29 protein-coding genes are annotated in these 26,535 nt (G+C 70.9%); 16 read left to right on the top strand and 13 right to left on the bottom strand.

What is annotated here, in order from left to right; all coding sequences use genetic code 11:
- Window positions 1-504 (bottom strand): MaoC family dehydratase, encoded by a 504-nt coding sequence (locus tag BLW76_RS03240; protein ID WP_091304354.1) that lies wholly within the window; start codon window positions 502-504, stop codon window positions 1-3.
- A 312-nt stretch (window positions 505-816) separates the two neighbouring features.
- On the opposite strand from BLW76_RS03240, the gene corA reads away from it, so the two are divergent.
- From corA to BLW76_RS03255, 3 genes are all read left to right on the top strand, one after another.
- Window positions 817-1,899, top strand: a complete 1,083-nt coding sequence (gene corA / locus BLW76_RS03245) for a magnesium/cobalt transporter CorA (protein ID WP_091304355.1) — start codon at window positions 817-819, stop codon at window positions 1,897-1,899.
- Window positions 1,900-2,080: 181 nt separating this feature from the next.
- Window positions 2,081-2,731, top strand: a complete 651-nt coding sequence (locus tag BLW76_RS03250) for a metallophosphoesterase family protein (RefSeq protein WP_091304356.1) — start codon at window positions 2,081-2,083, stop codon at window positions 2,729-2,731.
- Window positions 2,728-3,567, top strand: a complete 840-nt coding sequence (locus tag BLW76_RS03255; RefSeq protein WP_091304357.1) for a chromosome partitioning protein ParB — start codon at window positions 2,728-2,730, stop codon at window positions 3,565-3,567. Before BLW76_RS03250 ends, BLW76_RS03255 begins: the two co-directional genes overlap by 4 nt.
- Here the strand turns inward: BLW76_RS03255 and BLW76_RS03260 are convergent.
- The gene (locus BLW76_RS03260; protein WP_091304358.1) at window positions 3,553-4,314 is read right to left on the bottom strand and encodes a helix-turn-helix transcriptional regulator; all 762 of its coding nucleotides are present in this window, start codon (window positions 4,312-4,314) and stop codon (window positions 3,553-3,555) included. The two genes, BLW76_RS03255 and BLW76_RS03260, sit on opposite strands and share 15 nt — an antisense overlap.
- A gap of 68 nt (window positions 4,315-4,382) precedes the next feature.
- Between BLW76_RS03260 and BLW76_RS03265 the strand changes: the two genes are divergently transcribed.
- Window positions 4,383-5,429, top strand: coding sequence for a zinc-binding dehydrogenase (locus BLW76_RS03265; RefSeq protein ID WP_091304359.1), 1,047 nt, complete (start codon window positions 4,383-4,385; stop codon window positions 5,427-5,429).
- Here the strand turns inward: BLW76_RS03265 and BLW76_RS03270 are convergent.
- Together BLW76_RS03270 and BLW76_RS03275 are read right to left on the bottom strand one after the other, a co-directional pair.
- On the bottom strand, window positions 5,426-6,136 hold the full coding sequence (locus tag BLW76_RS03270; protein ID WP_091304360.1) for a hypothetical protein: 711 nt from the start codon (window positions 6,134-6,136) through the stop codon (window positions 5,426-5,428). The genes BLW76_RS03265 and BLW76_RS03270 overlap by 4 nt on opposite strands.
- Window positions 6,136-6,624, bottom strand: coding sequence for a SigE family RNA polymerase sigma factor (locus BLW76_RS03275; protein ID WP_091304361.1), 489 nt, complete (start codon window positions 6,622-6,624; stop codon window positions 6,136-6,138). The genes BLW76_RS03270 and BLW76_RS03275 overlap by 1 nt, the downstream gene beginning before the upstream one ends.
- Before the next feature lie 157 nt (window positions 6,625-6,781).
- Between BLW76_RS03275 and BLW76_RS03280 the strand changes: the two genes are divergently transcribed.
- The 3 genes from BLW76_RS03280 to BLW76_RS03290 are packed head-to-tail and all read left to right on the top strand — an operon-like array spanning window position 6,782 to window position 9,386.
- Window positions 6,782-7,615 (top strand): CPBP family intramembrane glutamic endopeptidase, encoded by an 834-nt coding sequence (locus BLW76_RS03280; protein ID WP_091304362.1) that lies wholly within the window; start codon window positions 6,782-6,784, stop codon window positions 7,613-7,615.
- The gene (locus BLW76_RS03285; RefSeq protein ID WP_091304363.1) at window positions 7,612-8,730 is read left to right on the top strand and encodes a sensor histidine kinase; all 1,119 of its coding nucleotides are present in this window, start codon (window positions 7,612-7,614) and stop codon (window positions 8,728-8,730) included. Before BLW76_RS03280 ends, BLW76_RS03285 begins: the two co-directional genes overlap by 4 nt.
- On the top strand, window positions 8,727-9,386 hold the full coding sequence (locus BLW76_RS03290) for a response regulator (protein WP_091304364.1): 660 nt from the start codon (window positions 8,727-8,729) through the stop codon (window positions 9,384-9,386). The genes BLW76_RS03285 and BLW76_RS03290 overlap by 4 nt, the downstream gene beginning before the upstream one ends.
- Window positions 9,387-9,414: 28 nt before the next feature.
- Here the strand turns inward: BLW76_RS03290 and BLW76_RS03295 are convergent, their stop codons facing one another.
- The gene (locus tag BLW76_RS03295; protein WP_091304365.1) at window positions 9,415-10,914 is read right to left on the bottom strand and encodes an MFS transporter; all 1,500 of its coding nucleotides are present in this window, start codon (window positions 10,912-10,914) and stop codon (window positions 9,415-9,417) included.
- A gap of 118 nt (window positions 10,915-11,032) precedes the next feature.
- Between BLW76_RS03295 and BLW76_RS03300 the strand changes: the two genes are divergently transcribed.
- Entirely contained in the window at window positions 11,033-11,698 is a 666-nt protein-coding gene (locus tag BLW76_RS03300; RefSeq protein WP_091304366.1) for a TetR/AcrR family transcriptional regulator, read from the top strand.
- Between the two features lie 55 nt (window positions 11,699-11,753).
- On the opposite strand, the gene BLW76_RS03305 is transcribed toward BLW76_RS03300, so the two are convergent.
- Entirely contained in the window at window positions 11,754-11,948 is a 195-nt protein-coding gene (locus BLW76_RS03305) for a PspC domain-containing protein (protein ID WP_091304367.1), read from the bottom strand.
- A 286-nt stretch (window positions 11,949-12,234) separates the two neighbouring features.
- On the opposite strand from BLW76_RS03305, the gene BLW76_RS03310 reads away from it, so the two are divergent.
- Window positions 12,235-13,107 (top strand): hypothetical protein, encoded by an 873-nt coding sequence (locus BLW76_RS03310; protein ID WP_091304737.1) that lies wholly within the window; start codon window positions 12,235-12,237, stop codon window positions 13,105-13,107.
- Between the two features lie 43 nt (window positions 13,108-13,150).
- Here the strand turns inward: BLW76_RS03310 and BLW76_RS03315 are convergent, their stop codons facing one another.
- The 6 genes from BLW76_RS03315 to BLW76_RS03340 all read right to left on the bottom strand — a co-directional run bounded on the left by BLW76_RS03315 (window position 13,151) and on the right by BLW76_RS03340 (window position 19,644).
- Window positions 13,151-14,326, bottom strand: coding sequence for an ABC transporter ATP-binding protein (locus BLW76_RS03315; RefSeq protein WP_091304368.1), 1,176 nt, complete (start codon window positions 14,324-14,326; stop codon window positions 13,151-13,153).
- Between the two features lie 4 nt (window positions 14,327-14,330).
- Window positions 14,331-15,170: a carbohydrate ABC transporter permease gene (locus BLW76_RS03320; protein ID WP_091304369.1), complete on the bottom strand. Its 840-nt coding sequence runs from the start codon at window positions 15,168-15,170 to the stop codon at window positions 14,331-14,333.
- Entirely contained in the window at window positions 15,170-16,132 is a 963-nt protein-coding gene (locus BLW76_RS03325; protein WP_091304370.1) for a carbohydrate ABC transporter permease, read from the bottom strand. The genes BLW76_RS03320 and BLW76_RS03325 overlap by 1 nt, the downstream gene beginning before the upstream one ends.
- Window positions 16,129-17,451 (bottom strand): ABC transporter substrate-binding protein, encoded by a 1,323-nt coding sequence (locus tag BLW76_RS03330; protein ID WP_091304371.1) that lies wholly within the window; start codon window positions 17,449-17,451, stop codon window positions 16,129-16,131. The genes BLW76_RS03325 and BLW76_RS03330 overlap by 4 nt, the downstream gene beginning before the upstream one ends.
- 245 nt (window positions 17,452-17,696) lie before the next feature.
- A complete protein-coding gene (locus BLW76_RS03335; RefSeq protein ID WP_167384448.1) occupies window positions 17,697-18,221 on the bottom strand; it encodes a YflT domain-containing protein in 525 nt (174 codons plus the stop codon).
- A 226-nt stretch (window positions 18,222-18,447) separates the two neighbouring features.
- Entirely contained in the window at window positions 18,448-19,644 is a 1,197-nt protein-coding gene (locus tag BLW76_RS03340) for an acyl-CoA dehydrogenase family protein (protein WP_091304373.1), read from the bottom strand.
- 140 nt (window positions 19,645-19,784) lie between these two features.
- Here BLW76_RS03340 and BLW76_RS03345 point away from each other — a divergent pair, with 140 nt between their 5' ends.
- On the top strand, window positions 19,785-20,168 hold the full coding sequence (locus BLW76_RS03345) for a DUF4190 domain-containing protein (protein WP_091304374.1): 384 nt from the start codon (window positions 19,785-19,787) through the stop codon (window positions 20,166-20,168).
- Between the two features lie 109 nt (window positions 20,169-20,277).
- Complete coding sequence (locus tag BLW76_RS03350) at window positions 20,278-21,204, top strand: DUF4190 domain-containing protein (protein ID WP_091304375.1); 927 nt, start codon at window positions 20,278-20,280, stop codon at window positions 21,202-21,204.
- On the opposite strand, the gene BLW76_RS03355 is transcribed toward BLW76_RS03350, so the two are convergent.
- The gene (locus tag BLW76_RS03355) at window positions 21,201-22,058 is read right to left on the bottom strand and encodes a slipin family protein (protein ID WP_091304376.1); all 858 of its coding nucleotides are present in this window, start codon (window positions 22,056-22,058) and stop codon (window positions 21,201-21,203) included. The two genes, BLW76_RS03350 and BLW76_RS03355, sit on opposite strands and share 4 nt — an antisense overlap.
- A 93-nt stretch (window positions 22,059-22,151) precedes the next feature.
- Here BLW76_RS03355 and BLW76_RS03360 point away from each other — a divergent pair, with 93 nt between their 5' ends.
- The 5 genes from BLW76_RS03360 (at window position 22,152) to BLW76_RS03380 (ending at window position 26,522) form a co-directional block, all read left to right on the top strand.
- Window positions 22,152-23,063, top strand: a complete 912-nt coding sequence (locus tag BLW76_RS03360; protein ID WP_091304377.1) for an aminoglycoside phosphotransferase family protein — start codon at window positions 22,152-22,154, stop codon at window positions 23,061-23,063.
- A 10-nt stretch (window positions 23,064-23,073) separates the two neighbouring features.
- Window positions 23,074-24,351: a magnesium transporter MgtE N-terminal domain-containing protein gene (locus tag BLW76_RS03365; protein ID WP_091304378.1), complete on the top strand. Its 1,278-nt coding sequence runs from the start codon at window positions 23,074-23,076 to the stop codon at window positions 24,349-24,351.
- Window positions 24,344-24,844 carry a DUF1003 domain-containing protein gene (locus BLW76_RS03370; protein WP_091304379.1) on the top strand — a complete coding sequence of 167 codons (501 nt, stop codon included), beginning with the start codon at window positions 24,344-24,346 and terminating at the stop codon, window positions 24,842-24,844. The genes BLW76_RS03365 and BLW76_RS03370 overlap by 8 nt, the downstream gene beginning before the upstream one ends.
- 10 nt (window positions 24,845-24,854) lie before the next feature.
- On the top strand, window positions 24,855-26,000 hold the full coding sequence (locus BLW76_RS03375) for an Mrp/NBP35 family ATP-binding protein (RefSeq protein ID WP_167384449.1): 1,146 nt from the start codon (window positions 24,855-24,857) through the stop codon (window positions 25,998-26,000).
- A gap of 87 nt (window positions 26,001-26,087) precedes the next feature.
- Window positions 26,088-26,522 (top strand): dihydrofolate reductase family protein, encoded by a 435-nt coding sequence (locus tag BLW76_RS03380; protein WP_091304381.1) that lies wholly within the window; start codon window positions 26,088-26,090, stop codon window positions 26,520-26,522.
- Window positions 26,523-26,535 lie beyond the last annotated feature (13 nt).

Below are 26,535 nucleotides of genomic sequence, written 5' to 3' on the forward strand. Positions count from 1 at the left end.
TCATTCGTGCGGCACCGGCCGGCCCGGCTGCTCCCCGCCCCGAGTCTCCCCGTACGACCGCTTCGGCACCATCACCTTCCGCCGGAAGGTGCACACGATCAGGCCGTCCTGCTTGTAGCCGCGCGTCTCGACGTACACCACGCCGCGGTCGTCCTTGGACTTCGACGGCGTCTTGTCGAGCACCTCGGTCTCGCCGTAGATCGTGTCGCCGTGGAACGTCGGCTTCACGTGCTTGAGCGATTCGACCTCGAGGTTCGCGATGGCCTTGCCGGAGACGTCGGGCACCGACATCCCGAGCAGCAGCGAGTAGATGTAGTTCCCGACCACGACGTTCTTGCCGAAGTCGGTGGTCTCCTCGGCGTAGTGCGCGTCCATGTGCAGCGGATGGTGGTTCATGGTGAGCAGGCAGAACATGTGGTCGTCGTATTCGGTGACCGTTTTGCCCGGCCAGTGCTTGTAGACCGCACCGACCTCGAACTCCTCGTAGTACCGACCGAACTGCACTCGTCATCTCCCTGTCCGCGTAACACCGCGTGAGGCTGGTACGACACGCATCCGTAGTGAGGAGTACCCTCAACCATCGGTGTTCGCGCGTCAACGCGAGCCCCACCACTGTCACTCCCGGCCCGAAGGAGGTGAGGAACCCGATGAGTAGTGGCGATAGTCCGCTCCCTAGTAGTCCCAGCGTTCCCACCTCTCGGGTCGTCTCCAGGTAGGCCTTCTCAACTCCGGGAACGCTGGTGTGTCGCCGGGCGGACGTCTTTTCCGCCCCTGGTCCGTCGTCTCGCACGACCACGCACGACACCAGGAGATCCCATGCCTGCCATTCCCTCGCTCGGCGGCCTCCGCGGCCGCGGCAACAAGGGCGCCGTCCCGGTCCGCCCGGTTCCGGTGCCGCTGTCCGCGTACGTCGTCGACTGCGCCGTGTACGTCGCCGGTGAGCGCCTGCCCGGCCGCTGGACGCACTCCGAGGCCATCAAGGAGGTCCGGAAGCGGCACGAGGGGTTCGTCTGGATCGGGCTGCACGAGCCGGACGCCCAGCAGATCCAGGGCGTCGCCGACACGTTCGGGCTGCACGAGCTGGCGGTCGAGGACGCGCTCGAAGCGCACCAGCGGCCGAAGCTGGAGCGCTACGACGACACGCTGTTCCTGGTGGTCAAGACCGTGCGGTACGTCGAGCACGAGTCACCGACGACGGCCAACGAGATCGTCGAAACCGGCGAACTCATGGTGTTCCTCGGCCGCGACTTCGTGATCACCGTGCGGCACGGGAACCACTCGGGGCTGGCGCGGCTGCGGCGTGAGCTGGACGACGACCCGGAGCGGCTGCAGCTGGGGCCGTCCGCGGTGGTGCACGCCATCACCGACCACGTCGTCGACCACTACCTGGACGTCACCGGGCGGATCGAGACCGACATCGACGAGATGGAGGCGCAGGTCTTCGCGCCCCGCTCGCAGGTCAGTGCCGAGCAGATCTACCTGATGAAGCGGGAGGTCCTCGAGCTGCGCCGGGCGGTGATGCCGCTGGCGACGCCGATCCAGCGCCTGGCCGAGGGCTACACGCGGCTGGTGCCGGACGAGGTCCGCTCCTACTTCCGCGACGTCGCCGACCACCTCACGACCGTGTCCGAGCGGGTCGCGGCGTTCGACGAACTGCTGTCCACCCTGGTCGACGCGACCGTCGCGAAGATCTCGCTCCAGCAGAACACCGATATGCGCAAGATCACGTCGTGGGCGGCGATCATCACCGTGCCGACGATGATCGCCGGTATCTACGGGATGAACTTCGACTACATGCCCGAGCTGCACTGGCAGTTCGGCTACCCGCTGGTGATCACCCTGATCCTCGGGATCTGCCTGTTGCTGTACCGAATATTCCGGAAGAACGGCTGGCTCTAGTCCCCTTCCTCCCCACCGGATTCTTCGGAGAACCTCCTCATGTCCAAGATGCTGTCCAACCTGAAGTTCTGGGCGCTCGCGCTCAGCGTGCTGTGGATCGTCGTCATCACTTTCGTCATCGCCGCCGACCCGGGGTTCGCGCACGGGATGAAGTGACGCCCCGGGGTCGTACCCTGGGCGCATGCCGAAAGCGCTGGTCGTCTCCGACGAGGTCGACGAGCGGCTGTGGACCGACGCGGTCCGCGCCGTCTCCGTCGACCTGGTCATCGGCGCCGGCGACCTGCCCTACGACTACCTGGCGTTCCTGGCGAGCGCGCTCGACGTGCCGTGCGTGTTCGTGCCCGGCAACCACGACCCCGACCTGAGCGGCTACACCCGCTACGGCGGGCTGTCCATGAAGGACGGTTTCCCGACGGTCTGGCCCGGCCCGGCGGGCGGCATCAACGCCGACGGACGGCTCGTCGACGTCGCCGGCCTGCGGTTCGCCGGGCTCGGCGGCTCGGTCCGCTACAACGACGGGCCGAACCAGTGGACGCAGCGCCAGCAGGCCCGGCGGGCCCGCGGGCTGGTCCGGCGCGCCCGCTTCCGGCGGTGGCGCGACGGGCGCGACGTCGACGTCCTGCTGACGCACGCGCCGCCGCGGGGCCTCGGCGACCGCGAGGACCCGCCGCACCGCGGGTTCGCGTGCCTGCACCGCACGATCGAGGCACTGCGCCCGAAGTGGCTGCTGCACGGGCACATCCACCCCCACGGCGAGCCGGTGCCGGACCGCGTCGCCGGCACGACCCGGATCCGCAACGTGGTGGGCCACCGGATCATGGAGTTCGGATGAAAGAGACGGGATTCCCCCGCGCCGACGCGGAAAACGACTTCCTCCGCGCGCGCCGCGGCCAGGTGCTCTCGCGGCTTTCGACGTGGCTGCGCCGCGAGCCCGACGACGTCAACATCATGCTGCCGTTCCACGAGGTCGTGGAGGCGCTCGGCTACCTCGGCGAGCACCGGATCGGGCTGCGGGTGATCAAGCTGGAGTCGATCGTCGGCACGGTCGACCGCAGCCGCGACTTCGACCGCCGCTTCCGCCCGACGTCCGCCCGCGTCCGCGAGCGCTGGGAACGGCTGGCCCTGGCCGCCCGCCGCGGCGAGGAGATCCCGCCGATCGAGGTCTACCGCGTCGGCGAGCTGCACTTCATCATCGACGGCCACCACCGCGTCTCGGTGGCGATCGCCCAGGGACTGTCCACAATAGAGGCGTCGGTGACGGCGGTGCGGACCAAACTGGACCCGAGCGGCATCCGCCACCGCGGCGACCTGATCGTCAAGGACTACCGCCGCCTGTTCCTCGAGCGCGTCCCGCTGACCGGCCACGCCCGCGCGTCGGTGATCGTGTCGGACCCGTGGGACTACGCGAAGCTGGGCGAGCACGTGGAGGCGTGGGGCTTCCGCCTGATGCAGGACGAGGGCAAGTTCTGCGACCGGGCGAGCGTGGCGCAGCGCTGGTTCGAAGAGGAGTTCGTCCCGGTGGTGGGCATGCTGCGGCAGGCGGGCCTGATCGGCGACCGCACGGACGCCGAGGCGTACATGTGGGTGGCGGCGGAGCGGTACCGCCTGATCCGCACGCACCGCTGGGACGACGACGTCATCGAGACGCTGAGGTCACGGCGTCACTAGGTGGTAGACCACCAGGGTCTGCTCGGGCCGCTCGGCCACGTGGAACGCCGCGTGCGCCACGGTGACCGGGCCCAGCCGGGGGTGGCGCAGGCGCTTGTGCCCCGCGTGGCTGAACTGGACGTCGTACTGCGGCCACCACGCGCGCACCTCGGGGCTGGCCTCGGTCAGCTCGGCCACGAGCCGGGTCACGCGGGGGTGGCCGGGGTGGCGGCCCGCGATCGCGCGCAGCCGGGCCAGGACGCCGCGCGCTTCCCGCTCCCAGTCGAGGAGCACCTCGCGGGCGGCCGCATCGGTGAACAGCCAGCGCACGACGTTGCCGCCGAGCCCGATCCCCCGGAACAGCTCCTCGGCGGCGGCGTTGAGCGCGAGGACGTCGTAGCAGATCCCGGTGACGTACGCGGGGTTGTCACCCAGCAACGCCGGGACGCCCGCGACCTCGGGCGCAGCTTCCTCGGCGGCGCTCTCCCCGGACGTCGCCCGGCCGCCGGCGAGGCGGTGCAGGTGCTCCTGCTCGGCGCCGGTCAGCCGCAGCGCCCGGGCCAGCGCGTCCAGCACCTGGCCGGAGGGCCGCACGTCGCGGCCCTGCTCGAGGTAGGTGAGCCAGGTGGCGCTGATCCCGGCCAGCAGGGCCAGTTCCTCGCGGCGCAGCCCGGGCGTCCGCCGTCGTCCGGTGGCCGGCAGGCCCGCGTCGGCCGGGGCCAGCCGCTCCCGGCGGCTGCGCAGGAAGGCGCCCAGTTCGGTGCTCACCCTGGAACCTCCAGTACCAGAATAACGCGATTCTGGATACCAGCTTAACGCGCGGCAAAGCTGGTGCCATGCAAGCTTGGATCGCGACCGCAGAAGACGTACGCCTGTCCGAAGTGCCGGAGCCCACGCTCAAGGGCGGTGGCGTGCTCGTGGAGGTGCTCGCCGCGCACGTCCCGGCGTACACGAACGCCGTGGTGCGGGGAAACCGCGGCGGCCTGCCGGTTCCCCTGGTCCTCGGACCGTCCTGCGTCGGGCGCGTGCTCGCCGTCGCGCCGGACGTGTTCCACGTCGAGCCGGGCGACCTCGTGCTGGACACCGCGCTGCTCGACGCGGGCGGCGGCGACGAGGTCCTGGTGGGCTGGGTCGGGCTGGGCGGCTCCGGCGCCGGCAGCGAGCGCACGGATCGCATGCGCGCGGTGTGGCGCGACGGCGTCTTCGCGGAGAAAGCCCTGTGCGCCAAGGAAACGCTGGTCAAGCTGCCCGGCGCCGGGACGTACCCGGACCCGGCCCGCCTGGCGTTCCTGCCGTGGCTCTGCATCGCCGCCTCGGGGCTGCACGCGGCGGGCCCGGTGGCCGGCCGCGACGTCGCGGTGGTCGGGGCGACCGGTCAGCTGGGCGGCGCGGCGGTGCTGACCGCGCTGGCGGAAGGCGCGGCGACGGTGACGGCGGTGGGCCGCAACGAGGAGGCGCTCGGCCGGCTGGCGAAGCTCGACCCGCGCGTCCGCACCCACCGGCTGACCGGCGACCGCGCGACGGACGCGGCGGGCATCGGCCCGGTGGACGTGGCCCTCGACACGCTCGGCGCCACGCCGTCGGCGGACGCGACCATGGCCGCCTACGACAGCCTGCGGGTGCGCGGCACCCTGGTGCTCGTCGGCGGCGTGCGCCAGGACCTGCCCGTCCCGTACGGCGACCTGATGCACCGACGGCTCACCCTGCGCGGCTCCTGGATGAGCGATCAAGACACGGTGACCACGGTCTGGAACCTGGTCCGGTCCGGGGTGCTCGACCTCGCCGCGGTCGAGCTGCTGACGGCGGGCCTGGCCGACCCGGCGGCCGCCCTCGACCTGGCGGAGCGCACGACGGGCCTCGGGTTCGTCGCCCTCGTCCCCTAGAAGGCCAGCTCCGGCGTCAACGCCACCTGCCGCACCTGGTCGAGGGTCAGCGTGGGCTCGGGCCGCTGGGACGGCGTGTGCAGGTCCTTCCGCTCGGGCTCCCCGCTGTCGCTCGACGAAACCGCCACATAGCCCCAAGGCGCCGACAGCGCCGCCCGGTGGACGAGCGCCCCGGTCGACTGGTCCGTCGTCAGCTGCAGCGTTCCCTGCGGCAGCCGCTCCACCGAGCACGAGATCAGGTCGTCCGGGACGCAGGAGGGGGTGGCCGAGTTCGGCGTCGGGTACAGCACCACCGTCACCGAGCCCGTCCCTCGCGCATCCGTCACCCGGACGTGCGTGCGGAAATCCGCCTCTCGAGGCGCATCGCCCACCGGGTCCGCGACGACCGCGAACGAGCCCGGCGAGAGCCGCGCGTCCGGCGCCAGCAGCGGACGCACCGCCCCGGCCACCACGCAGCTCAAGCGCTCCACCAAAGCCTCGCGCGTCGACCCGGACGGGCAGGACGGCCCCGCCACCGGACCCCGGTTCGGCAGCACCACCACCGCCAGCCCGAGCGCCAGCACCACCACGGCCACCGCCGCCGCCCCCGTGAGCAGGTGCTGACGACGCGACCGCCGGGCCGCCGCGAGCACCCGGTCCCCGTCGAGGCCGAGCGGGGGCTCGTCTTCGGTCACGTACGCCGTCAGCAAGGACCGGACGTCTTCCATCACGACTCCTCCGTCGTCGGCGCAGGCAGAGCCACGCGCAAGGCCTCGACCCCGCGGGCCGTCTGGGACTTGACCGTTCCTTCCGCGACGCCGAGCAGCGCCGCGACCTCGCTCACCGGGAGGTCCTCGAGGAACCGCAGGACCACCATCGCGCGCTGCCGGGGCGTCAACCCGGCCAGCGCGCGCTCCACGTCGAGCCGCAACGACGGGTCGCGGCCGGGCGGCGACTCCCGATCCGGCACCGAAGACGTCACGTGCTCGCGCCCGGCGCCCCGCCGTCCGGCGAGGAACAGGTTCAGCAGGATGCGGCGCGCGTAGGCGTCGGCCGTGGCCGGGCGCACCCGCCGCCAGCGCCGGTACAGCTGGACGAACATGGCCTGGACCAGGTCTTCCGCCGCGTGCCATTCCCCACAGAGCGCGAACGCCACCCGGCGGAACCGCTGGACCCGCGCGGCGAAGTACTCGCTGAAATCGACGTCTCGTGCCACGCCCCTATTAGTGCGCGGGGGCCACGAAAGGTTCAAGCGTCCCCCGTGCGAGCTACAAGCAGGTGTCCGCTCCGAGGGGACGCTTCCCGCCCGCCCGATCCCTAGCGTTCCTCGCAGAGCCGCGGGACCAGGCCGCGGACGGGACGAAGGGGTCGTCATGAGGGTCGTCTGGCAGCTGCTGACGGTGGCCGCGATCGCGTTCGCCGGGCAGCAAGCGGTCGCCGTGGCCGACGGGAATCCGTGGCTCACGCTGCTCGCCGGCGGGCTGACCGCCGTGCTCGCGGTGGCCGGCTACCGGTGGGTGGTGCGGAAGACCGAGCACCGCCCGGTCACCGAGCTGAGTGGCCCGGGCGCCGGGCTCGCGCTCGGCCGGGGGACCCTGGCCGGGGTCGCGCTCTTCGCGGCCGTCATCCTCAACATCGCCCTCCTCGGCGACTACGAAATCCGGGGCTGGGGCACGGTTTCCGGCGCGATCGGGCTCCTCGGCTTCATGGCCGCCGCCGCGGTGACGGAGGAGCTGCTGTTCCGCGGCATCCTGTTCCGGTTCGTCGAAAAGTGGACCGGCACGTGGATCGCGCTGGTGGCCACCGGCCTGCTGTTCGGTCTTTCGCACCTGTTCAACGAGCACGCGAGCCTGTGGGGCGCGATCGCCATCGCCATCGAGGCCGGTGGCCTGCTGACCGGCGCGTACATCGCGACCCGCAAGCTGTGGGTGCCGATCGGCGTGCACTTCGGCTGGAACTTCGCCGCGGCGGGCATCTTCGGCACGGAGGTCTCCGGCAACGGCACCCCGCAGGGCCTGCTCGACGCCGTGACGTCGGGGCCGTCGGCCATCACCGGCGGGAGCTTCGGCCCGGAGGGCAGCCTCTACTCGGTGCTGTTCTGCCTCCTGGCGACGGGCGGGTTCCTGTGGCTGGCCCACCGGCGCGGCCGCCTGGTGCCGCGCCGCCGCGCCGAGCGGGTCGACGACGTCACTACACTTTCCCGGTGATCGAGCTCCGGGCGGCTCTGGCGCGGTGGCGCCGGCTCGACGTCGTGGTCCGGGACCTCCCGCTCGGGCTGCTGTTCCTGGCCGGGTCGTTCGTGCCCTGGTTGCAGAGCCACGGGACGCAGGTCGGCGGCGTGCCGGAGCGCCCCTTCGACGCGCTGGCCGTCGTGGTGGTCGTCGTCGAAAGCCTCCCGCTCGCCGTGCGGCGGCGGTGGCCGGCCCTGTGCCTGACCCTGGTGGCGCTCGGGTTCGCCGTCGACCAGCTCCGCGGCTACCACTCGGTCGCCGGGACCGCGCTCGGCTTCGCGCTGGTGAGCGCCGGAGCCCACCTGGAGCGACGCCGGGGTCTCACGGCCCTCCTGCTCTCCGCGGCGTACGCGGGCTTGGCGATCGCGCTGTCCCGCTTCGGGACGGAGCCGCCTAGCGAGTACGTCACGTTCTTCCTGCTGCTGGTGTTCGCGTGGGGCATCGGGTCGTGGCTGCGCACCACCCGTGCCGCGGAAGCGGGACGCCGCCGCCGCGTCGCCGAGGACACCCGGGCCGCCGAACGCGCCACCATCGCCCGCGAGCTCCACGACGTCGTCACCCACCACGTGACGGCGATGGTCGTGCAGGCCGAGGCCGCCCGGTACCTCACCGCCGCGCCCGATCGGCTCGACGGGACGCTGACCGCGATCAGTGACACCGGCCGTCGGGCCATCACCGACCTGCGGCACCTGCTCGACCTGCTCAACCCCGAGCACGAGACGCCTGCCCCCGGCGGGCTCGGCTCCCTCGTGGAGCAGGCCCGCCAGGCCGGGCAGCCGGTGGAGTTCACCGAGGAAGGCGCCCCCGCGGAATCGGCGGGCAGCGCCGATCTGGTGGCCTACCGGGTCGTGCAGGAAGCACTGACGAACGCCCTCAAGCACGCCCGCGGCAGCCGCACCGAGGTCGAGGTGCACCACGGCGACCGGGACATCACCGTGGCGGTCCGGACGGCCGGATCCGAAAGCGTGTCCCCCGGCGGCAGCGGCCGCGGCCTGGCAGGACTGCGGGAGCGCGTCGGCCTGCTGGGCGGCGACTTCAGCGCGGGCCGCGACGGCGCCGGTTTCACCGTGTGCGCGCGGATTCCCACGTGAGCGCACCGATCCGGGTCCTCGTCTGCGACGACCAGATGCTCATCCGCACCGGCCTGGTGACGATCATCGGCGCCCAGCCGGACTTCGAGGTGGCAGGCGAGTGCGGCGACGGGCGCACCGCGGTCGACCTGGCCGCCCGGCTGCGCCCGGACGTCGTCGTGATGGACGTGCGGATGCCGGTGCTCGACGGCATCGAGGCCACCCGCCTGCTGGCCGGGGCGGGGGTGCCGCACCCGGTCAAGGTGCTCGTGCTGACGACGTTCAACCTCGACGAGTACGTCTACGAGGCCCTGCGCGCGGGCGCGAGCGGGTTCCTGCTCAAGGACGCGCCGCCGGACCGGCTGCTGCACGGCATCCGGACCGTCGCCACGGGCGCGGCGCTGCTCGACCCGGAGGTGACGCGCAAGCTGGTCGGACGGCACGCGGCGCGGATCCGGCCGGCGCCGGACGCCGCCCCGGACGTCCCGCTGACCCCGCGCGAGCTGGAGGTCCTGCGCCTGCTCGCGGACGGCCTGTCCAACAGCGAGATCGCGGAGCGGCTGGTGATCAGCCAGGAGACGGTCAAGACGTTCGTTTCGCGCATCCTGACCAAACTGGACCTGCGCGACCGCGTCCAGGCGGTCGTCTACGCCTACCGGCACGGGTTGGTGACGTGACCGGGAAACCCGGTCACGTCACCAGGGACTACATGTGCACGGCGCCCGGCGCCGCTTCGCCCTTCGGGACGCCCGGGCGCAGCAGCAGGCCGCTGAGCACCGCGCCGGCCACGAAGATCACCGCGGCCCACGTGAACGCCGTCGTGTAGCTCTCGATGGCCGCCTCGGCCGCCAGCTGCGGCGTCGGGGTCTTGCCCGCGAGGTAGGCCGTGGCCGCGTTGCCGGCCAGCGTCGACAGCAGCGCCGTGCCGATCGAACCGCCGACCTGCTGCGCGGTGTTCACCGCCGCCGACGCGACGCCCGAGTCGTGCGCCTCGACGCCGAAGGTCGCGACGCTCATCGCCGGCGCCATGGCCAGGCCGATGCCGAGGCCCATCACCAGCAGCGGGCCGAGGACGCCGGAGACGTACGTGCTGCCGAGGTCGATGCCGCTCAGCCAGAACAGGCCGGCCGCGGCGATCGCCATCCCGGTCGGCACCAGCGGCCGCGGGCCGAACCGCGGCAGCAGCACGGCCGTCGCCGACGTGGCCGACAGCATCAGCGTCGCCACCATCGGCAGGAAGCCGACGCCGCTCTGGATCGGCGTGAACTGCAGGTTCTGCTGCACGTAGAACGTCAGGAACAGGAAGATCGCGAACATCCCGATGGCGAGCAGGAACATCGCCAGGTAGGAGCCGCCGCGGTCGCGGTCGAGCAGCACGCGCAGCGGCAGCAGCGGGTGTTCGACGCGCTGCTGCAGCCACACGAACACGCCCAGCAGCACCACGCCGCCGGCCAGGAAACCCCAGACCGACGCCGACGACCACGAGTCCGACTCGGCGTTCGCGAAGCCGTAGACCAGCGCGAACAGACCGGCCGACGCGGTGATCGTGCCCGGCAGGTCGAGCTTCGGCCGCGGCCCCTCGTCCTTCTGGTTGCGCAGCAGGACCGAGCTGCCGGCGAACGCGACGACGGCGAAGATGATGTTCACGAACATGCACCAGCGCCAGTCGAGGTACTCGGTGAGCACGCCGCCGAGCAGCAGCCCGACCGCCGCGCCGCCACCGCCGATGGCGCCGAACACACCGAACGCGCGGCCGCGTTCCTTCGGGTCGGTGAACGTCGTGGTCAGCAGCGAAAGCGTGGCGGGCGCGAGCAGCGCGCCGAACACGCCCTGTGCCGCCCGGGCGACCAGCAGCATCTCGATGTTGGTCGCGAAGCCGCCGAGCGCCGACACCGCGGCGAAGCCGGCCAGGCCGACGAGGAGGGCGTTCTTGCGGCCGAAGAGGTCCGCGAGCCGCCCGCCGAGCAGCAGCAGGCTGCCGAACGCGAGCGCGTAGGCCGTGACGACCCACTGCCGGGCGTCGTTGGAAAAGCCCAGGTCGACCTGGGCGGAGGGCAGCGCGATGTTCACGACGGTCGCGTCCAGCACGACCATCAGCTGTGCGATGCCGATCATCACCAGGATCAGCCAGCGTCTGGAGTGGTGCGGGTTCTCGGCGGCGCGCGTGTCCCCCGACGGCGCGACGGCGAGTGTGGACTCGGACATGGAGGGTCCTCACAGGAAGTGATCAGAAGACTATGTGGAGTAGGTATCTCCCCTTACTCGGCCCAAGGTACACAAGAACCGGAGATGGCGCCTCTACTTCAGCGGTTAGACTGGGGTCATGGCACGGGACGCTGGTCCCGCCGCACCGGCGCGGCCGCTGCGGCGTGACGCTGAACTCAACCGCCGTCGCATCCTGGCGTCGGCCCGCGAAGTGTTCGGCCGGCGCGGGCTCGAGGCCACGCTGGACGACATCGCCCACCACGCCGGCCTCGGCGTCGGCACGGTCTACCGCCGCTTCCCCAGCAAGGAACACCTGGTCGAGGCCATGTTCGCCGAGCGGATGGAGGAACTCGGCGACCTCGCCGCGAAGTCACTGAAGGCCGAAGACGCATGGCAGGCGTTCGTCGACTTCACCTGGCAGGCGGCCGAGCTGCACTCCGCCGACCGCGGACTGCGCGAGATCATGCTGTCCAACAAGTTCGGCCACGAGCACGTCGCCGAAGAGAAAGCCCGCATGGTGCCGTTGATCACACAGCTGATCGAGCGAGCCCAGGCGGCGGGCGGCCTGCGCCCGGACTTCGCCCCCACGGACATGGCACTGGTCCACATGATGGTGGGCTCGGTGGTGGAGTTCACGTGCGCGGTGGACCCGGACCTCTGGCGGCGTTCGCTCGCCATGCTGCTCGACGGCCTCCGCGCCCAGCCCGGCAAGCCGTCCGAGCTGCCCCACCCACCGCTGGACGAGCAGGAGATCGAGGAAGCGATGTCCTGCTGGCGTCCCTGACGCACAGCCGAGCGCCGGTGATCGCCTCGGGATCACCGGCGCTTCGAAAAACGCGTTACTCGGAGGGGATCACCGCCCACAGCACGATGTAGGCCACGAACTGCGGCCCGGGCAGCAGGCAGGACAGCACGGCCAGCAGCCGCACGGTGCCGGGCTTCATGCCGTACCGCTGGGCCAGGCCCGCGCAGACGCCGCCGATCATGCGGCCGTGGCGCGGGCGGGACAGCCGTCGAGTGACCGGTGCGCTCATCGTCGTTTCCCTTTCCTCGAAGTTCCGATACCTCCACTTCACCACCGGAGTACCCGTTTCCGCATCGCCCGCGCGATGGACCGACCCCTTAGGGGGCGGCAAAGGCGAAAATCGTTCAAGTGACCGGGGAACCGCGGGAAAACCCGGCCGGAATCCGATGACCTGCGCGTTGTGCCCGCGGCCGGGGAAAAATAGTGAGAGATGTCCCCGTCAGGGCTGGTTTTTCGGCCCGATGTGGTGATACTTGCACCCCGTGAACCCGCGTCCGAAAAGCTTGGCCGTCGCGATGCTCTGCGCCCTGCTGACCGCCGGCTGCGCCACCACCCAGGCCGCCCCCGAGCGGGATTCCGGACCCACGCCGCTGACCGCCGTCGACGCGCTCGGCGACTTCGGCAGCATCGACTACTGCAGCCTGCTGGACGTGCCCAAGGTGGCACCCGGCGCGGTCGCCGTCCCGACGTTCGAAAGCTGCCGGGCCGAAGCCGGGCCGCGGACGATCCTCGTCGGGCCGCTCGCCTTCGACTCCGACCCGAACATCAAGCCCTACGACTACGCCGGCCCGGTGCCCGACGGCGTCGCGGTCCAGCAGTCGATGTTCAACGACCGCAGCGCGTGCACCCGCGCGATCACCTTCGCCGACGGCACCCGGCTCGACCTGTCGGTCACCGACGGCGGCGGCGACCAGGACGCCCGCTGCACCGTCGCGGACGCCGCCGTCGGCTCGGCGCTGACCGCGATCACCGCGCGCAAGGTCGGCAGGCTGACGTTCCCGGACGGCTCGTGGGGCCGGGTCGCCCCGTGCGTCCCGCTCGACAACCACGACCTCGACGCCGCGGCCGGCGCAGGCAGCCAGCCGACGGCGGGCCTGTCCGGGCACAGCTGCATCCGCGGCAAGGTCAGCTTCAAGCTGACCGTGGAAACGGTGGAGCCGGCCGGCCCGGTCGAGACGCTCGGCGGGCGCGAGGCGCGCGTCCGGGTCGCCGGCGCGTTCTGCCTGGTCGACGCCACCCAGCCGGCACCCGGCCTGCCCGGCCGCCGCGAACTGGCGGAGATCAGCGTGGTCGAGACGGCCGGCACGGCGGGCGACGGCACCTGCACGCTCGCCCGCGGGGCGGCCAACGCGATCCTCCCCCGCCTCCCCACGCCCGGAAAGCCGTGAAGGCCACCCCGGTCGCCCGGGATGGCCTTCACGAACCCGCGGCTCAGTCCTCGTAGGTGAGGTTCTTGCCGTTGGCGGGGTCGAACAGCTTGATCTTGTCCGCGTCGAACCAGACTTCGAGGTCGGCGTTCTCCGCCGCCGACGACTCCGCCGACAGCCGCGCCACGATCTGGGACTCCGCGCCCGGGACGTCCGAGGACCCGCTGTCCGCGGCGAGCTCGGCCAGCTCCTGGGCCGTGGCGGCCTCGCCCTCCACCGTGAAGTGGGCGAACTTCTCCGAACCCATCGACTCGAGCACGTCGATGTGCGCGGTGAACGTCCCCCCGCCGCTCTTGTCCGCGACCAGCGCCGCGTCCTCGAAGTGCTCCGGCCGGATGCCGACGATGACGTCGCGGGGCGCGTTCGCCCGCTCCACCAGCTGCCGGACGCGGTCGGTCAGCGGCGTCGTGCCCAGTGCGCTGCGCAGCTCGTTGTTCTCCAGCGTCGCCGGGACGAAGTTCATCGACGGCGAGCCGATGAACCCGGCCACGAACAGGTTCGCCGGGTTGTCGTAGAGGAACTGCGGCGAGCCGATCTGCTGGACGTACCCGGCCCGCAGCACCACGACCCGGTCGCCCAGCGTCATGGCCTCGGTCTGGTCGTGCGTCACGTACAGCGTGGTCGTGCCGAGCTGCTTCTGGATCTTCGACACCGACGTCCGCATCTGGCCGCGCAGCTTGGCGTCCAGGTTGGACAGCGGCTCGTCCATCAGGAACGCCTTCGGGCTGCGGACGATCGCCCGGCCCATCGCGACGCGCTGGCGCTGGCCACCGGAGAGGTTGGCCGGCTTGCGATCCAGGTGCGCGGTCAGGTCGAGGATCTTCGCGGCCTCCTCCACCTTCGCCCGCACGGTCTTGTCGTCGACCTTGGCCAGCCGCAGCGGGAAGGCCATGTTCTCCCGGACGCTCATGTGCGGGTAGAGCGCGTAGGACTGGAACACCATGGCGATGTCCCGGTCCTTCGGGGCCTTCTCGTTGACGCGCTTGCCGTCGATGCGCAGCTCCCCGGAGGAGATGTCCTCCAGGCCGGCCACCATGTTCAGCGTCGTCGACTTCCCGCAGCCGGACGGGCCGACCAGGATGATGAACTCGCCGTCGGCGATGGTGATGTCCACTTCGGACACGGCGAGGGCACCGTCGGGGTACTTCTTCGACACCTTGTCGAGCACGATCTCTGCCATAGCGCTACCCCTTCACCGCACCGGAGGTCAGCCCCGCCACGATGCGACGCTGGAAGAACAACACGAACACAATGATCGGGATGGTGATCACGACCGCGGCCGCGCTCACCTGCCCGGTCGGGTCCTCGAACTGCGACGACCCGGTGAAGAACGACAGCGCCGCCGGCACCGTGCGCGACGCCGTGGTCGACGTCAGCGAGATGGCGAACAGGAAGTCGTTCCAGCAGAAGATGAACACCAGGATCGCCGTGGTGAACACGCCCGGCGCGGCCAGCGGCGCGATCACCTTCCGGAACGCCTGGGCCGGCGTCGCGCCGTCCATCTTCGCCGCCTTCTCCAGCTCCCACGGGATCTCCCGGAAGAACGCCGACAGCGTGTAGATCGACAGCGGCAGCGCGAACGTGATGTAGGGCAGGATCAGCCCCGGCCACGTGTCGAACAGCGCCAGGTTCCGCTCGATGTTGAACAGCGGCGTCACCAGCGACACCTGCGGGAACATCGCGATCAGCAGCGAGAGCCCGACCAGCAGCTGCTTGCCGGGGAAGTCCAGCCGCGCGATCGCGTACGCGGCCATCGTGCCCAGCACCACCGCGATCACGGTCGAGATGATCGCGATGCCGATGGAGTTCACCAGCGCCAGCAGGAACTCCGACGTCTGGAAGATGTCCGCGTAGTTCTGCCAGGTCCACGACCGCGGGATGAAGTTCCCGTCGGTCAGCGTGTCCTTGGTCTTGAACGACAGCGACACCACCCAGAGCACCGGCACCAGCGCGAACACCAGCACGAGGATGTCGACCAGGCCCCACCTGACCTTGCGGCCCGTCGTGACGGTTCCCATCACCATCAGCGCTTACCCCCGTTGTCCGAGCCCGGCGCCGCGGTGCCGAACACCTTGATGAAGATGAACGCGATGATCGCCACCGTGATGAAGATCAGCACCGCCATCGTCGACCCGATCCCCAGGTTGAGGCCCTTGACCAGGTTGTTGTAGGTCTGCATGGACACCGAACCGGTGTCCTGCGCGCCGCCGGTGAGGACGTAGATGTTGTCGAAGATGCGGAACGCGTCCAGCGTGCGGAACAGCAGCGCCACCAGGATCGCCGGCTTCATCACCGGCAGCATCACCTTCGTGAACCGCTGCCACGCGCTCGCGCCGTCCATCGCCGCGGCCTTGAGGAGGTCGTCCGGCACCAGCGCCAGGCCTGCCATCAGCAGCAGCGCCATGAACGGCGTGGTCTTCCACACCTCGGCGCCGATGATGATGAACATCGACGGCCACTGCTCGGTCAGCGGGGCCGCGCCGTCGGCGAGGAAGTTCGCCAGGTAGCCGGTCTTCGGCGTCCAGGCGTAGTACCACGAGAACGCCGCGACGACGGTGACGATGCCGTACGGGATCAGCGCGACCGTGCGGACCAGGCCGCGGCCGACCAGCGTCCGGTGCATCACCAGCGCCAGCGCCATGCCGAGGACGAACTCGATCGCCACCGACACCACGGTGAGGAACATCGTGGTCCCGAACGCGGTCCACCAGTACGAATTGGACAGCACGGCCGCGTAGTTGTCGAACCCGACGAACTCCTGCTGCGCCGGGAACCGCAGGTCGTACCGCTGCAGCGACAGCCAGATCGAGTAGACGATCGGGTAGCCGGTGACCGCGACCATGACGAGGAACGCGGGCGCGCACAGCCAGAGCCCGAGTCGTCTCTCGGCCTTCTTCCCTTCGGAAAGCGCCGGCTTGCCCTTTTTGGCCGGTGCCGCCTGTTCGGCGGCGGTCGCCCCGGCCGGGGTCGAGTCCTGGACGGTCACGGGATCACTCCCTTCGACTGGAGCGCGTCACCGAGCTGTTCGCGCAGCTGGGCCGCGGTCGCCTGCGGATCGATTTCGGCCGGCGGCGAAAGGATCTTCGACATCACCGTCGACATGTTCTGGTAGGCCGGGGTCAGCGGCCGCACCGCGGCGTCCTTCAGCGCGTCCAGGATGGAGTCGCGCATCGGGTACTTGATCGCCATGTTCGGGTTGTCGTCGCCCGCCGGCTTCGCCGGGTCGAGCGGCGTGTCGTTGTGGTACACCGATTCGATGGTCGGCGGCACGCCGTCGTTGATCGCCGAGAACTTCTGGTTCTCCGCGCTCCGCAGGCACAGCGCCGCCTCGTACGCCTCCGGCTTGTGCGCCGACAACGAGCTGACCGCGAGGTCGTAGCCGCCGATCGTGGTCTTGGCAGGCGTGCCCGGTTTCGCCTCGGGGTACACCGCCCACTTCATGTGCGAGACGTCCTGCGGCTTGTCCTTGGCGTAGGAGGCGTAGACGAACGGCCAGTTCAGCTCGAACGCGGCGTCACCGCGCTGGAACGTCTGCCGGACGTCGTCCTCCTTCGAGTTGGTCAGCGACGGGTCGGTGATCCCCGACGACGTGATCTCCTTCAGCAGCGCGAGCGCCTGGACCGCGCCGTCGTCCATCACCACGGACTTGCCGTCCTCGGACAGGATGTGCCCGCCCATCGACTCCACCAGCGTGTTGTAGAAGACGACGAGGCCTTCGTACTGCGCGCCGGTGAACACGATGCTGTAGGGCTTGCCCTGCGCCTTCAGCTCCTTCGACTCGGCGATCATGTCCTGCCACGTCTTCGGCGGCGTCGGCGTGATCCGGTCGTCGTACCAGAGCAGCTGGACGTTCGTGTTCTTCGGAGCGGCGTAGAGCTTCCCGTTGTAGGTCGCCGTTTCCAGCGGTCCCTCCAGGACACCTTGCGACGCCGCGGTCTTGTTCTCGCCCGTCCACTCGTCGATCCACCCGGCTTCGGCGAACTCCGAAACCCAGGTGACGTCGAGCCCGAGGACGTCCATCGCGGTGTCGCCCGCGGCCAGCCGCCGCGCCATCTGCAGGCGCTGGTCGTCCGAACCGCGCTGCAGTTTGTTGTAGACGATTTCGTAGCGCCCGTTCGCCGCCTTGGTGCAGTTGTCGACGACTTTCTGGAAGCTGTCCTCGGGCGCGTAGTAGACGTTGATCTTCAGTCCGCCGCCCGAGCCGCAACCGGCCAGCATGCCGGTCACCAATGCCCCTGCCCCCAGCAGGACGGCGGTGCGGCCGGGCGAACGTCCTCGTTTGCCCGAGCCGATCCTCTTCCCCATAAGGCCTCCTCACCCGCGTGCACGCCGGATGCCGTGACGCCCGGAGGGCACCACGACGCGATGAGGCGAAACCGCGCCAGCACCCCGACGTGCTAGTGCTCGGGCCGCCGCGCTGGTGGGGCGAGGCCGCCCGACTGGTGTCGGCCAACTTATGCCGGGCGATCACACCCCGCAAGCAGTATCGGTAACGATTCAGCGCACCGCGCGCCGAATCGTGATTTTTCCCTGGTAAGGCTGGGGTTTTGCTAGGGGTTCGCCGACGGCGGCTTCAGCGCCAGCTTGGCGAGCAGCTCCCGGCCCCGTTCCGCCGAGCGCGGCTGGCACAGGACGTCGTACCGGCCGGCGACGAGCTGGCTCGCCGAGGAGAAGTCCCGGCGGCCGCGCGACATGCTGTACCCGATCGCGGCGAACATCAGCCCGGACAGCACCCCGAGCACCAGCCCGGTGAGCACCTGCAGCGCGAACCCCTGGTTGACGAACAACCCGAGCAGCAGCCCCGCGAACAGGCCGAACCAGGCACCGGACACCGCGCCGGTGCCGAGCACGCGGCCCCAGGACAGCTTCCCGATCACGCGCTCGACGAGCATCAGGTCGACACCGACGATCGTGACGTCGCCGACGGCGAACTCGCTGTCGGCGAGGAAGTCGACCGCCTGCTGCGCCTCGCCGTAGGTCGCGTACGACCCGATCGGCCAGCCGGTCGGCGGGGTCGGCAGCCGCGGCAGGCCACCGGGCGCCCGCCCCCCGCCAAAGGGACTACTCACCATCATCACCTGCGCACTCGTGGGTCCGGGCGTCCATCTTGTCAAGAACGCCCGGACCGTGCGAGCCGCTTACCCCGAAAGGCCCGGCACGCCGGGCGCCGACGTCATGAAAGGGTCGTTCATGACGTCGGACGCACTGAAAGAGTCGTTCATGACATCCGACGCCCGGCACTGTTTGTCGACAGAGCGACAAACCCCGACCCGGGAGGGCACTTTCACGTGAAAGTGCCCCTCAGGACCGCGATTTGTACTCCCGCAGCAGGCCGCGGCTGATGATCGTCTTCTGGATCTCGCTGGTGCCCTCGCCGATCAGCAGGAACGGCGCCTCGCGCATCAGGCGCTCGATCTCGTACTCCTTCGAGTAGCCGTAGCCGCCGTGGATGCGGAAGGCGTCCTGGGTGACCTCGGCGCAGTACTCGGACGCGATCAGCTTCGCCATCCCGGCTTCGACGTCGTTGCGCGCGCCGGAGTCCTTCAGGCGGGCCGCGTTCACCATCATCAGGTGCGCGGCCTCGACCTTGGTCGCCATCTCGGCCAGCTTGAACGCGACCGCCTGGTGCTCGGCGATGGCCTTGCCGAACGTCTTGCGCTGCTGCGCGTACTCCACCGCCAGCTCGAACGCCCGGATCGCGATGCCGCAGGCGCGGGCGGCGACGTTCACGCGGCCGACCTCGACACCGTCCATCATGTACGCGAAGCCCTTGCCCGGCGCCTCGCCGAGGACCATGTCGGCGCCGATCTCGTAGCCGTCGAAGACCGCTTCGGTCGTGTCGACGCCCTTGTAGCCCATCTTGTCGATCTTGCCGGGGATGGTGAGCCCGGGCGCCACCTCGCCGAAGCCCTCCGGCTTCTCGACCAGGAAGGTCGTCAGGTTCTGGTGGGGCTTCTCGGCGCCTTCGTCGGTCTTGACCAGCAGCGCGATCAGGTTGGACGAACCACCGTTCGTCAGCCACATCTTCGAGCCGTCGATGACGTAGCCGTCGCCGGTCTTGCGGGCGCGAGTCTTGATGGCGGCGACGTCCGAGCCGAGGTCGGGCTCGGACATCGAGAAGGAGCCGCGGACCTCGCCGGTGGCCATCCGCGGCAGGAAGTGCTGCTTCTGCGCCTCGGTGCCGTGGCGGGAGATCATGTGCGCCACGATGAAGTGCGTGTTGATCACGCCGGACACGCTCATCCAGCCCCGCGCGATCTCCTCGACGACCAGCGCGTAGGTCAGCAGCGACTCGCCGAGCCCGCCGTACTCCTCCGGGATGGTGATCCCGAACAGGCCCATCTCCTTCATCCCCGCGACGATGTCGGCGGGGTAGGTGTCGGCGTGCTCGAGCTCCTGCGCGTGCGGGATGACCTCCTTGTCCACGAACTGGCGGACGGTGGCGAGGATCTCCGACTGCACGTCGGTCAGGCCGGCGGTCTGGGCGAGACGGGCCATCACGGCTCCCTTTCCGGAGTACGACGCCGCTCCCGGCGCTGGGTTACCGGTGAGTATGACCCGAAAGCCCCCAGGCTGCTATGAGGGCGCTCACGCTGTGCGGGGCCAGGCCCGTAAAGTGCGCCGGGAGGGGAGAAATCATGACTGATCCGCAGGATCCCTACGGCGGGCCACCACCCCCTGGCGGCTACCAGCAGCCCGGTCACGGGCCGCAGTACCCGCCGGGCGGCTATCCGCAGTACCCGCCGTACGGGGGCTATCCCGGGATGCCGGGCCCGCCGGCCGCAGGTTCGGGGCTCGCGGTCGGCGCGCTCGTCTGCTCGATCTTCGGCGTCGTCCTGTGCTTCCTGGTGGGCATCCCCGGCATCATCATGGGCCACATCGCCCACGGCAAGGCGAAGCGCGGCGAAGCCGACGGCCAGGGCATCGCGATGGCGGCGATCATCGTGGGGTACGTCGGGATCGCGCTCAACATCGCGCTCTTCGCCCTCGGCGCCGCCCTCGGCTTCCTGGGCTACGCGTGAGCAGGCCGCCGGGGCGCCCCCCGTTTTCGACTCTACCGGCGACCACCGACAATTCCGTCGCACCGGCGGCCGCGACACCGGCCTCCCGCCCGCACCGAGGGGATCCGTCATGACCGACCCGACCGGCGACAAGGACCGCCCGGCCGCCGACCCGACCGCGGCGTCGTACGACCCGCCGACGGCCGCGGAACCCGCGCCGTACGAGCCGGAGAACTACGACCCGCCGCCGGCCGACGCCACGATCGCCACGTCGGTGCCCGCGGACAACGCAACCACCACGACCACGACGGCCGCCACGACGGCCGCTGAGGTGCCGCGGGGTGGGGCGCAGGCCGCCGAGCAGCCGGGCCAGCTGCCGCCCGGGGCCTACGAGACGGCCGCGGCCTCCGCGCCCTACCAGCCGGAGAACTACGACCCGCCGGCCGACACGACCACGACGGCCGCTGCCCAGGTCCCGGCCGCCGAGGCCACGACGGCCGCCGCGCAGTTCCCGGCCGACGCGACCACGACGGCGGCCGAGGTGCCGCCGGGTGCCACGACGGCCGCCGCGGTGCCGCCCGGTTGGACGCAGGCCGCCGAGCAGCCGACCATCGCCGAGCAGCCGGGCCAGCTGCCGCCCGGGGCCTACGAAACCCCGGCCGCCTACATCCCCGGTACGCCCTACGCGCCGCCGGGGCAGCCGATCCCGCAGGCCTACCAGCAGCAGTACCCGCCTCCCTACGGCCAGCCGTACGCGACACCGGCGCCGTACGGGCAGCCCGTGCCCTACGGGCAGCCGTACACCACTCCACAGCGGCAGGACAACGCGCTGGCGATCGGCGCGCTCGTGTGCTCGATCCTCGGCTTCTGCTCCGGCCTCACCGCGATCGCCGGGCTGGTCATGGGCCACATCGCGCTCGCCAAGACCAACCGCGGCGAGGCGGGCGGCCGCGGGCTGGCGACGGCCGCCGTGATCGTCGGCTACGTCGTCATCGCGCTGTGGGTCGGCTTCTTCACCACCCTGATCATCCTGGGCACGAACGGCTACCTCCGCTAGTCCGCCGACGGCAGCACCGCGTCCCCGGGGCTGCGCGGCGACGGCGTCGCGTGGCCGTTCACCTCGGGCTTCGCCTCGGGTTGCGGCGACGGCGCAGGAACCCGAGGCGTCTGCGCGTCCAGGAACCGCAGCAGCTCCACCGGGAACGGCAGCACCAGCGTCGAGTTCTTCTCCGACGACACCTGGACCACGGTCTCCAGCAGCCGCAGCTGCAGCGCCGAGGGCGTGTCGGCCATCGTCGCCGCGGCCTGCGCGAGCTTGTGCGACGCCTGCAGCTCGCCGTCGGCGGAGATGACGCGCGCGCGCCGTTCCCGCTCCGCCTCGGCCTGCCGCGACATCGAGCGCTTCATCGCCTCCGGCAGCGCGACGTCCTTGATCTCGACGCGGTCGATGTGGATGCCCCAGTCGAGCGCCGGGCTGTCGATCATCAGCTCCAGGCCCTCGTTGAGGCGCTCGCGGTTGGAGAGCAGGTCGTCGAGGTCGCTCTTGCCGATGATCGAGCGCAGCGACGTCTGCGCGACCTGGCCCACCGCCGACCGGTAGTCCTGCACGTTGACCGCGGCGACGACCGGGTCGATGACCTTGAAGTAGACGACCGCGTCGACCCGGACCGTGACGTTGTCGCGGGTGATGCCGTCCTGGGCCGGGATCGGCATCGTGACGATCTGCATGTTGACCTTCTGGAGCCGGTCCGCGAACGGCACGAGCACCGCCAGCCCGGGTTCGCGCACCCGGGCCCGCACCCGCCCGAACCGGTAGATCAGCCCGCGTTCGTACTGCTTCACGACGCGCACGCTCGACGCGAGCCAGACCCCGCCCGCGAGGAGGACGGCACCGAGAATCTCCACCACCATGGCTGCTCCCGGGGTTATGGTTTTCCCCTGAAACCCCAGCGTACGCCCGTGTCGACGCCGACGAAACGCACTGGACAGGGGCACCAGACTGAGGTGGTGAACGATCTCCGCGTACCCCCGCTGTTCGCCGCCAGGGCCCCGCAGGTGCTCGGCCCCGAAGCCGTCCCGTGGCTGGCCGCGCTGCCCGAGCTCGCCGCGGCCTACGCCCGGAAGTGGGGCCTGACGTTCGAGGGCGAGGCGATGCACGGCTACGTCGGCGTGGTGCAGCCCGCGCGCCTGCCCGACGGCACGCCGGTGGTGCTGAAGCTCGGCTGGCGGGACGGCGAGTCCGCCGACGAGCCGCTCGCACTGTCCACATGGGCCGGTCGGGGTGCGGTGCTGCTGCTGGAGTCCGCGCCCGGAGACGGCGTCCTGCTGCTCGAACGGCTCGACGCGGGCCGCACCCTCGACGACCTCCCGCTGCGTTCGGCGATCCCGCTCATCGGCGGCCTGGCGCGGCGGCTGGCCGTCCCGGCACCCGCGTCGATGCGGCGGCGGCTGGCCGCCGAGGCGGAACGGCTGGCCGAGGAGCTCCCCCGCCGCTGGGCCGAACTCGGCGAGCCGTTCGAAAGGCGGCTGGTCGACGACGCCGTCGCGATCTGCCGGGAACTCGGGCCGTCGGCGGGTGAGCTGCTGGTGAACGAGGACCTGCACTTCGAGAACGTCCTGGCCGGCACGCGCGAGCCGTGGCTGGTGATCGACCCCAAGCCACTGGCCGGCGACCTCGAGTGGGGTGTCATCCCGCTGTTCTGGAACCGCTTCACCGAGTCCACACTGGACGAACGGTTCGCCATGATCGTCGCTTCGCAGGAACTGGACGCCGCGAAGGCGCGCGCCTGGACGCTCGTGCGCGCGGTGCAGAACTGGATCTGGATGGTCGAGGAGTTTCAGGAGTTCGGCGAAGAAAGCGAAGATCCCGCCTTCGTCACAGTGGCGGAAATCGCCCCCTGGGCAGCCAGCCGATAGTGTCAGCGGCATGGCCGGGGTCAACAGGGTTTTCGCAGCTCAGCTGTCCGGGTTGCCGGTTTTCGGCCCGGACGGCGAGTCCATCGGCCGCGTCCGCGACCTGGTCGCCGGGCTGCGCCTGGACGCCCAGCCGCCGCGGATCCTCGGCCTGGTCGTCGAACTCTCGACGCGGCGGCGCGTCTTCGTCCCGATGCTGCGGGTGACCTCGATCGAGCCGACCGCGGTGACGCTCGCCACCGGCTCGGTCAACATGCGCCAGTTCAACCAGCGCCCCAACGAGGTCCTGGTGCTCGGCCAGCTCCTCGACGCGCACGCCACGCTGGCCGGCTCCGGCACCCGGATAACCGTCGTCGACGCCGGGATGGAGCCGACCCGCACCCGCGACTGGGTGCTGGCGAAGCTGGCCATCCGGGAGCGGCGGGTCGGGCTGGGCCGGCGCCGGTCGGCGATGCAGGTGCTGGGCTGGTCCGAGGTGTCCGGGCTCAGCCTGACCGACCTCACCGGCCAGCCCCAGGGCGCCGGCCAGCTGCTCATGCTGTTCGACACCATGCGCCCGGCCGACATCGCCGCGACGGTCCGCGACCTGCCGCTCAAGCGGCGGCACGAGGTCGCCGACGCGATGGACGACGAGCGCCTCGCCGACGTCATCGAAGAGCTGCCGGACGACGACCAGAAGGAGCTGCTGGCCTACCTGGCCGAGGAGCGCGCCGCCGACGTCCTGGAGGCGATGAACCCCGACGACGCGGCCGACCTGCTGGCCGAGCTCGCGCCGGCCGACCAGAGCCGGCTGCTGGAGCTGATGGAGCCGGAGGAGTCGGCGCCGGTCCGGCGGCTGCTGGAGTACTCGTCGGACACCGCGGGCGGCCTGATGACGCCCGAGCCGGTGGTGCTGACCCCGGACACGACGATCGCCGAGGCGCTGGCCCACATCCGCAACGCCGAGCTGCCGCCGGCGCTGGCCAGCATGGTGTTCGTCTGCCGCCCGCCGACCGCGACGCCGACCGGGCGCTACGTCGGCGTCGTCCACTTCCAGCGGCTGCTGCGGGAGCCGCCGGCGGAGCTGGTCGCCAGCGCCGTCGACACCGGCCTGCCGCCGCTCAAGCCGGGCGCGCCGCTGGCCGAGGTCACGCGGTACTTCGCGGCCTACAACCTGACCTGCGGACCGGTCGTCGACACCGAAGACCACCTCATCGGCGCGGTGACCGTCGACGACGTCCTCGACCACCTGCTGCCGGAGGACTGGCGGGAGACCGGCCTGCACGACACCTTGGAGGAAGACCGTGCCTGAGCTGATTTCGGGACGGCGGCTCGACCAGCCCCGCGGCCAGAACCGGTTCAGGCTGAACATCGACCCGGACACCTTCGGCCGGTTCACCGAGCGGATCGCGCGGTTCCTGGGCACCGGGAAGTACCTGTTCTGGCAGACGCTCGTCGTCGTCGTGTGGATCGTGCTGAACATCACGGCGGTGTCGCTGCAATGGGACCCGTACCCGTTCATCCTGCTCAACCTGGCGTTTTCGACGCAGGCGGCGTACGCGGCGCCGCTGATCCTGCTCGCGCAGAACCGCCAGGACGACCGCGACCGCGTCTCCCTGGAAGAGGACCGCAACCGGGCGGCCCAGACGAAGGCGGACACGGAGTACCTGGCCCGGGAGCTGGCGGCGCTGCGGCTGGCGATCGGCGAGGTGGCGACGCGCGACTACCTCCGCAGCGAGCTCGACCGGCTGCGGGAGGACCTGTCCGTCCAGCCCAGGAAGTCCCGCACCCCTACCGGCTCGTAACATGGGGTGGGTGACCAGCACCCAGCAGCTCCCCAGCGTCGACGACGTCCGCAGCGCGCTGAAGAGCGTGCAAGACCCCGAGATCCGGAAACCCATCACGGACCTGGGGATGGTCAAGGACGTGGTCGTCGGCGACGACGGCGTCGTGACGGTCGGGATCTACCTGACGGTGGCGGGCTGCCCCCTGAAGGCGACGCTGACCAACGACACCAAGGCGGCCGTCTCGAAGCTCCCTGGCGTGGCCGACGTCAAGGTCGAGCTGGACGTGATGAGCGACGAGCAGCGCACGGAGCTGCGGAAGTCCCTGCGCGGCGACGCGGCGGAGCCGGTGATCCCGTTCGCGCAGCCGGGCTCGATGACGCGGGTGTACTGCGTGGCCTCGGGCAAGGGCGGCGTGGGCAAGTCCTCGGTGACGGTCAACCTGGCCGCGGCGATGGCGGCCCGCGGGCTGTCGGTGGGCGTGGTGGACGCGGACATCTACGGCCACTCGATCCCCCGCATGCTGGGCGCCCGCGAGAAGCCGACCAAGGTCGACACGATGATCATGCCGCCGCAGTCCCACGGCGTGAAGGTGATCTCGATCGGCATGTTCACCCCGGGCAACACCCCGGTGGTGTGGCGCGGCCCGATGCTCCACCGCGCGCTGCAGCAGTTCCTGGCGGACGTGTTCTGGGGCGACCTGGACATCCTGCTGCTGGACCTGCCGCCGGGCACGGGTGACATCGCGATCTCGGTGGCCCAGCTGATCCCGAACGCGGAGATCCTCGTGGTGACCACGCCCCAGCAGGCGGCGGCCGAGGTGGCCGAGCGGGCCGGGGCGATCGCGCTGCAGACGCGGCAGCGCGTGGCCGGGGTCATCGAGAACATGTCGTGGCTGGAGCAGGCCGACGGCTCTCGGCTGGAGATCTTCGGCTCCGGCGGCGGCCGGACGGTGGCCGATTCGCTGACGAAGTCGATCGGCTCCGAGGTGCCGCTGCTCGGCCAGGTCCCGATGGACCCGCGCGTGGTCGCCCAGGGCGACGCGGGCACGCCGATCGTGCTGTCCGAGCCGGAAGCCCCGGCCTCGGTGGTGCTGAGCGACGTGGCGAAGAAGCTCTCGGTCCGGGCCCGCGGGCTGGCCGGGATGATGCTGAACGTGACGCCGGCGGGCCGCTGAGCGTCACGCGCCCGAAAAAAATCCGCGCGGCGTTGTCGGATCGGCGCGTGGCTGTTCGTGGCAGGGGTGCGGCCGTCATCGCTCCGCATGGTGCTCGGGGCCACGACGTACTCGTCGAACGCGCCGTTCCTCGCGGCGGGCTTCGACCGCGGCGGGTTCGACACGTGGATCACGCGCATGTTCGCGTCCCCGGTCACGGTGGTTTCCGGCCACCTGACCGAGCCGCTCGACTGGCCGGGCACGACGATCGAGGCGGGTGACCCGGTCGAGGTCGTCACGCGCCTCAAGGCCGAATCCGAGGTGCCGCTGCGCTCCCACGGCAGCTTGACGCTCAACCGCGCGCTGCTGAACGCGGGCCTCGTCGACACGATCGAGCTGACGATCTTCCCCGTGCTTTCCGGCGACACGGGCGTGGACCGCGTCTTCGACGGCGTGGCCGACTTCGACCTCGAACTGCTGGCGGCCCGGACCTTCGACGGCAACACGCAGGTGCTGACCTACCGGCCGGCCCGGCACGCTTGAAGCCGGCGGCGCG

The sequence above is a fragment of the Amycolatopsis tolypomycina genome, from assembly GCF_900105945.1.
GTDB lineage: Bacteria > Actinomycetota > Actinomycetes > Mycobacteriales > Pseudonocardiaceae > Amycolatopsis > Amycolatopsis tolypomycina.

Coding starts and splice junctions, on each gene's coding strand:
- BLW76_RS03345 (WP_091304374.1), top strand. CDS start 19,785: ATGACTGATCCGCAGGATCCCTACGGCGGGCCACCACCCCCTGGCGGC.
- BLW76_RS03270 (WP_091304360.1), bottom strand. CDS start 6,136: ATGGAAGACGTCCGGTCCTTGCTGACGGCGTACGTGACCGAAGACGAG.
- BLW76_RS03315 (WP_091304368.1), bottom strand. CDS start 14,326: ATGGCAGAGATCGTGCTCGACAAGGTGTCGAAGAAGTACCCCGACGGT.
- BLW76_RS03330 (WP_091304371.1), bottom strand. CDS start 17,451: ATGGGGAAGAGGATCGGCTCGGGCAAACGAGGACGTTCGCCCGGCCGC.
- corA (WP_091304355.1), top strand. CDS start 817: ATGCCTGCCATTCCCTCGCTCGGCGGCCTCCGCGGCCGCGGCAACAAG.
- BLW76_RS03380 (WP_091304381.1), top strand. CDS start 26,088: ATGGTGCTCGGGGCCACGACGTACTCGTCGAACGCGCCGTTCCTCGCG.
- BLW76_RS03305 (WP_091304367.1), bottom strand. CDS start 11,948: ATGAGCGCACCGGTCACTCGACGGCTGTCCCGCCCGCGCCACGGCCGC.
- BLW76_RS03280 (WP_091304362.1), top strand. CDS start 6,782: ATGAGGGTCGTCTGGCAGCTGCTGACGGTGGCCGCGATCGCGTTCGCC.
- BLW76_RS03300 (WP_091304366.1), top strand. CDS start 11,033: ATGGCACGGGACGCTGGTCCCGCCGCACCGGCGCGGCCGCTGCGGCGT.
- BLW76_RS03310 (WP_091304737.1), top strand. CDS start 12,235: ATGCTCTGCGCCCTGCTGACCGCCGGCTGCGCCACCACCCAGGCCGCC.
- BLW76_RS03340 (WP_091304373.1), bottom strand. CDS start 19,644: ATGGCCCGTCTCGCCCAGACCGCCGGCCTGACCGACGTGCAGTCGGAG.
- BLW76_RS03255 (WP_091304357.1), top strand. CDS start 2,728: ATGAAAGAGACGGGATTCCCCCGCGCCGACGCGGAAAACGACTTCCTC.
- BLW76_RS03350 (WP_091304375.1), top strand. CDS start 20,278: ATGACCGACCCGACCGGCGACAAGGACCGCCCGGCCGCCGACCCGACC.
- BLW76_RS03295 (WP_091304365.1), bottom strand. CDS start 10,914: ATGTCCGAGTCCACACTCGCCGTCGCGCCGTCGGGGGACACGCGCGCC.
- BLW76_RS03355 (WP_091304376.1), bottom strand. CDS start 22,058: ATGGTGGTGGAGATTCTCGGTGCCGTCCTCCTCGCGGGCGGGGTCTGG.
- BLW76_RS03250 (WP_091304356.1), top strand. CDS start 2,081: ATGCCGAAAGCGCTGGTCGTCTCCGACGAGGTCGACGAGCGGCTGTGG.
- BLW76_RS03320 (WP_091304369.1), bottom strand. CDS start 15,170: ATGGTGATGGGAACCGTCACGACGGGCCGCAAGGTCAGGTGGGGCCTG.
- BLW76_RS03365 (WP_091304378.1), top strand. CDS start 23,074: ATGGCCGGGGTCAACAGGGTTTTCGCAGCTCAGCTGTCCGGGTTGCCG.
- BLW76_RS03335 (WP_167384448.1), bottom strand. CDS start 18,221: ATGATGGTGAGTAGTCCCTTTGGCGGGGGGCGGGCGCCCGGTGGCCTG.
- BLW76_RS03265 (WP_091304359.1), top strand. CDS start 4,383: ATGCAAGCTTGGATCGCGACCGCAGAAGACGTACGCCTGTCCGAAGTG.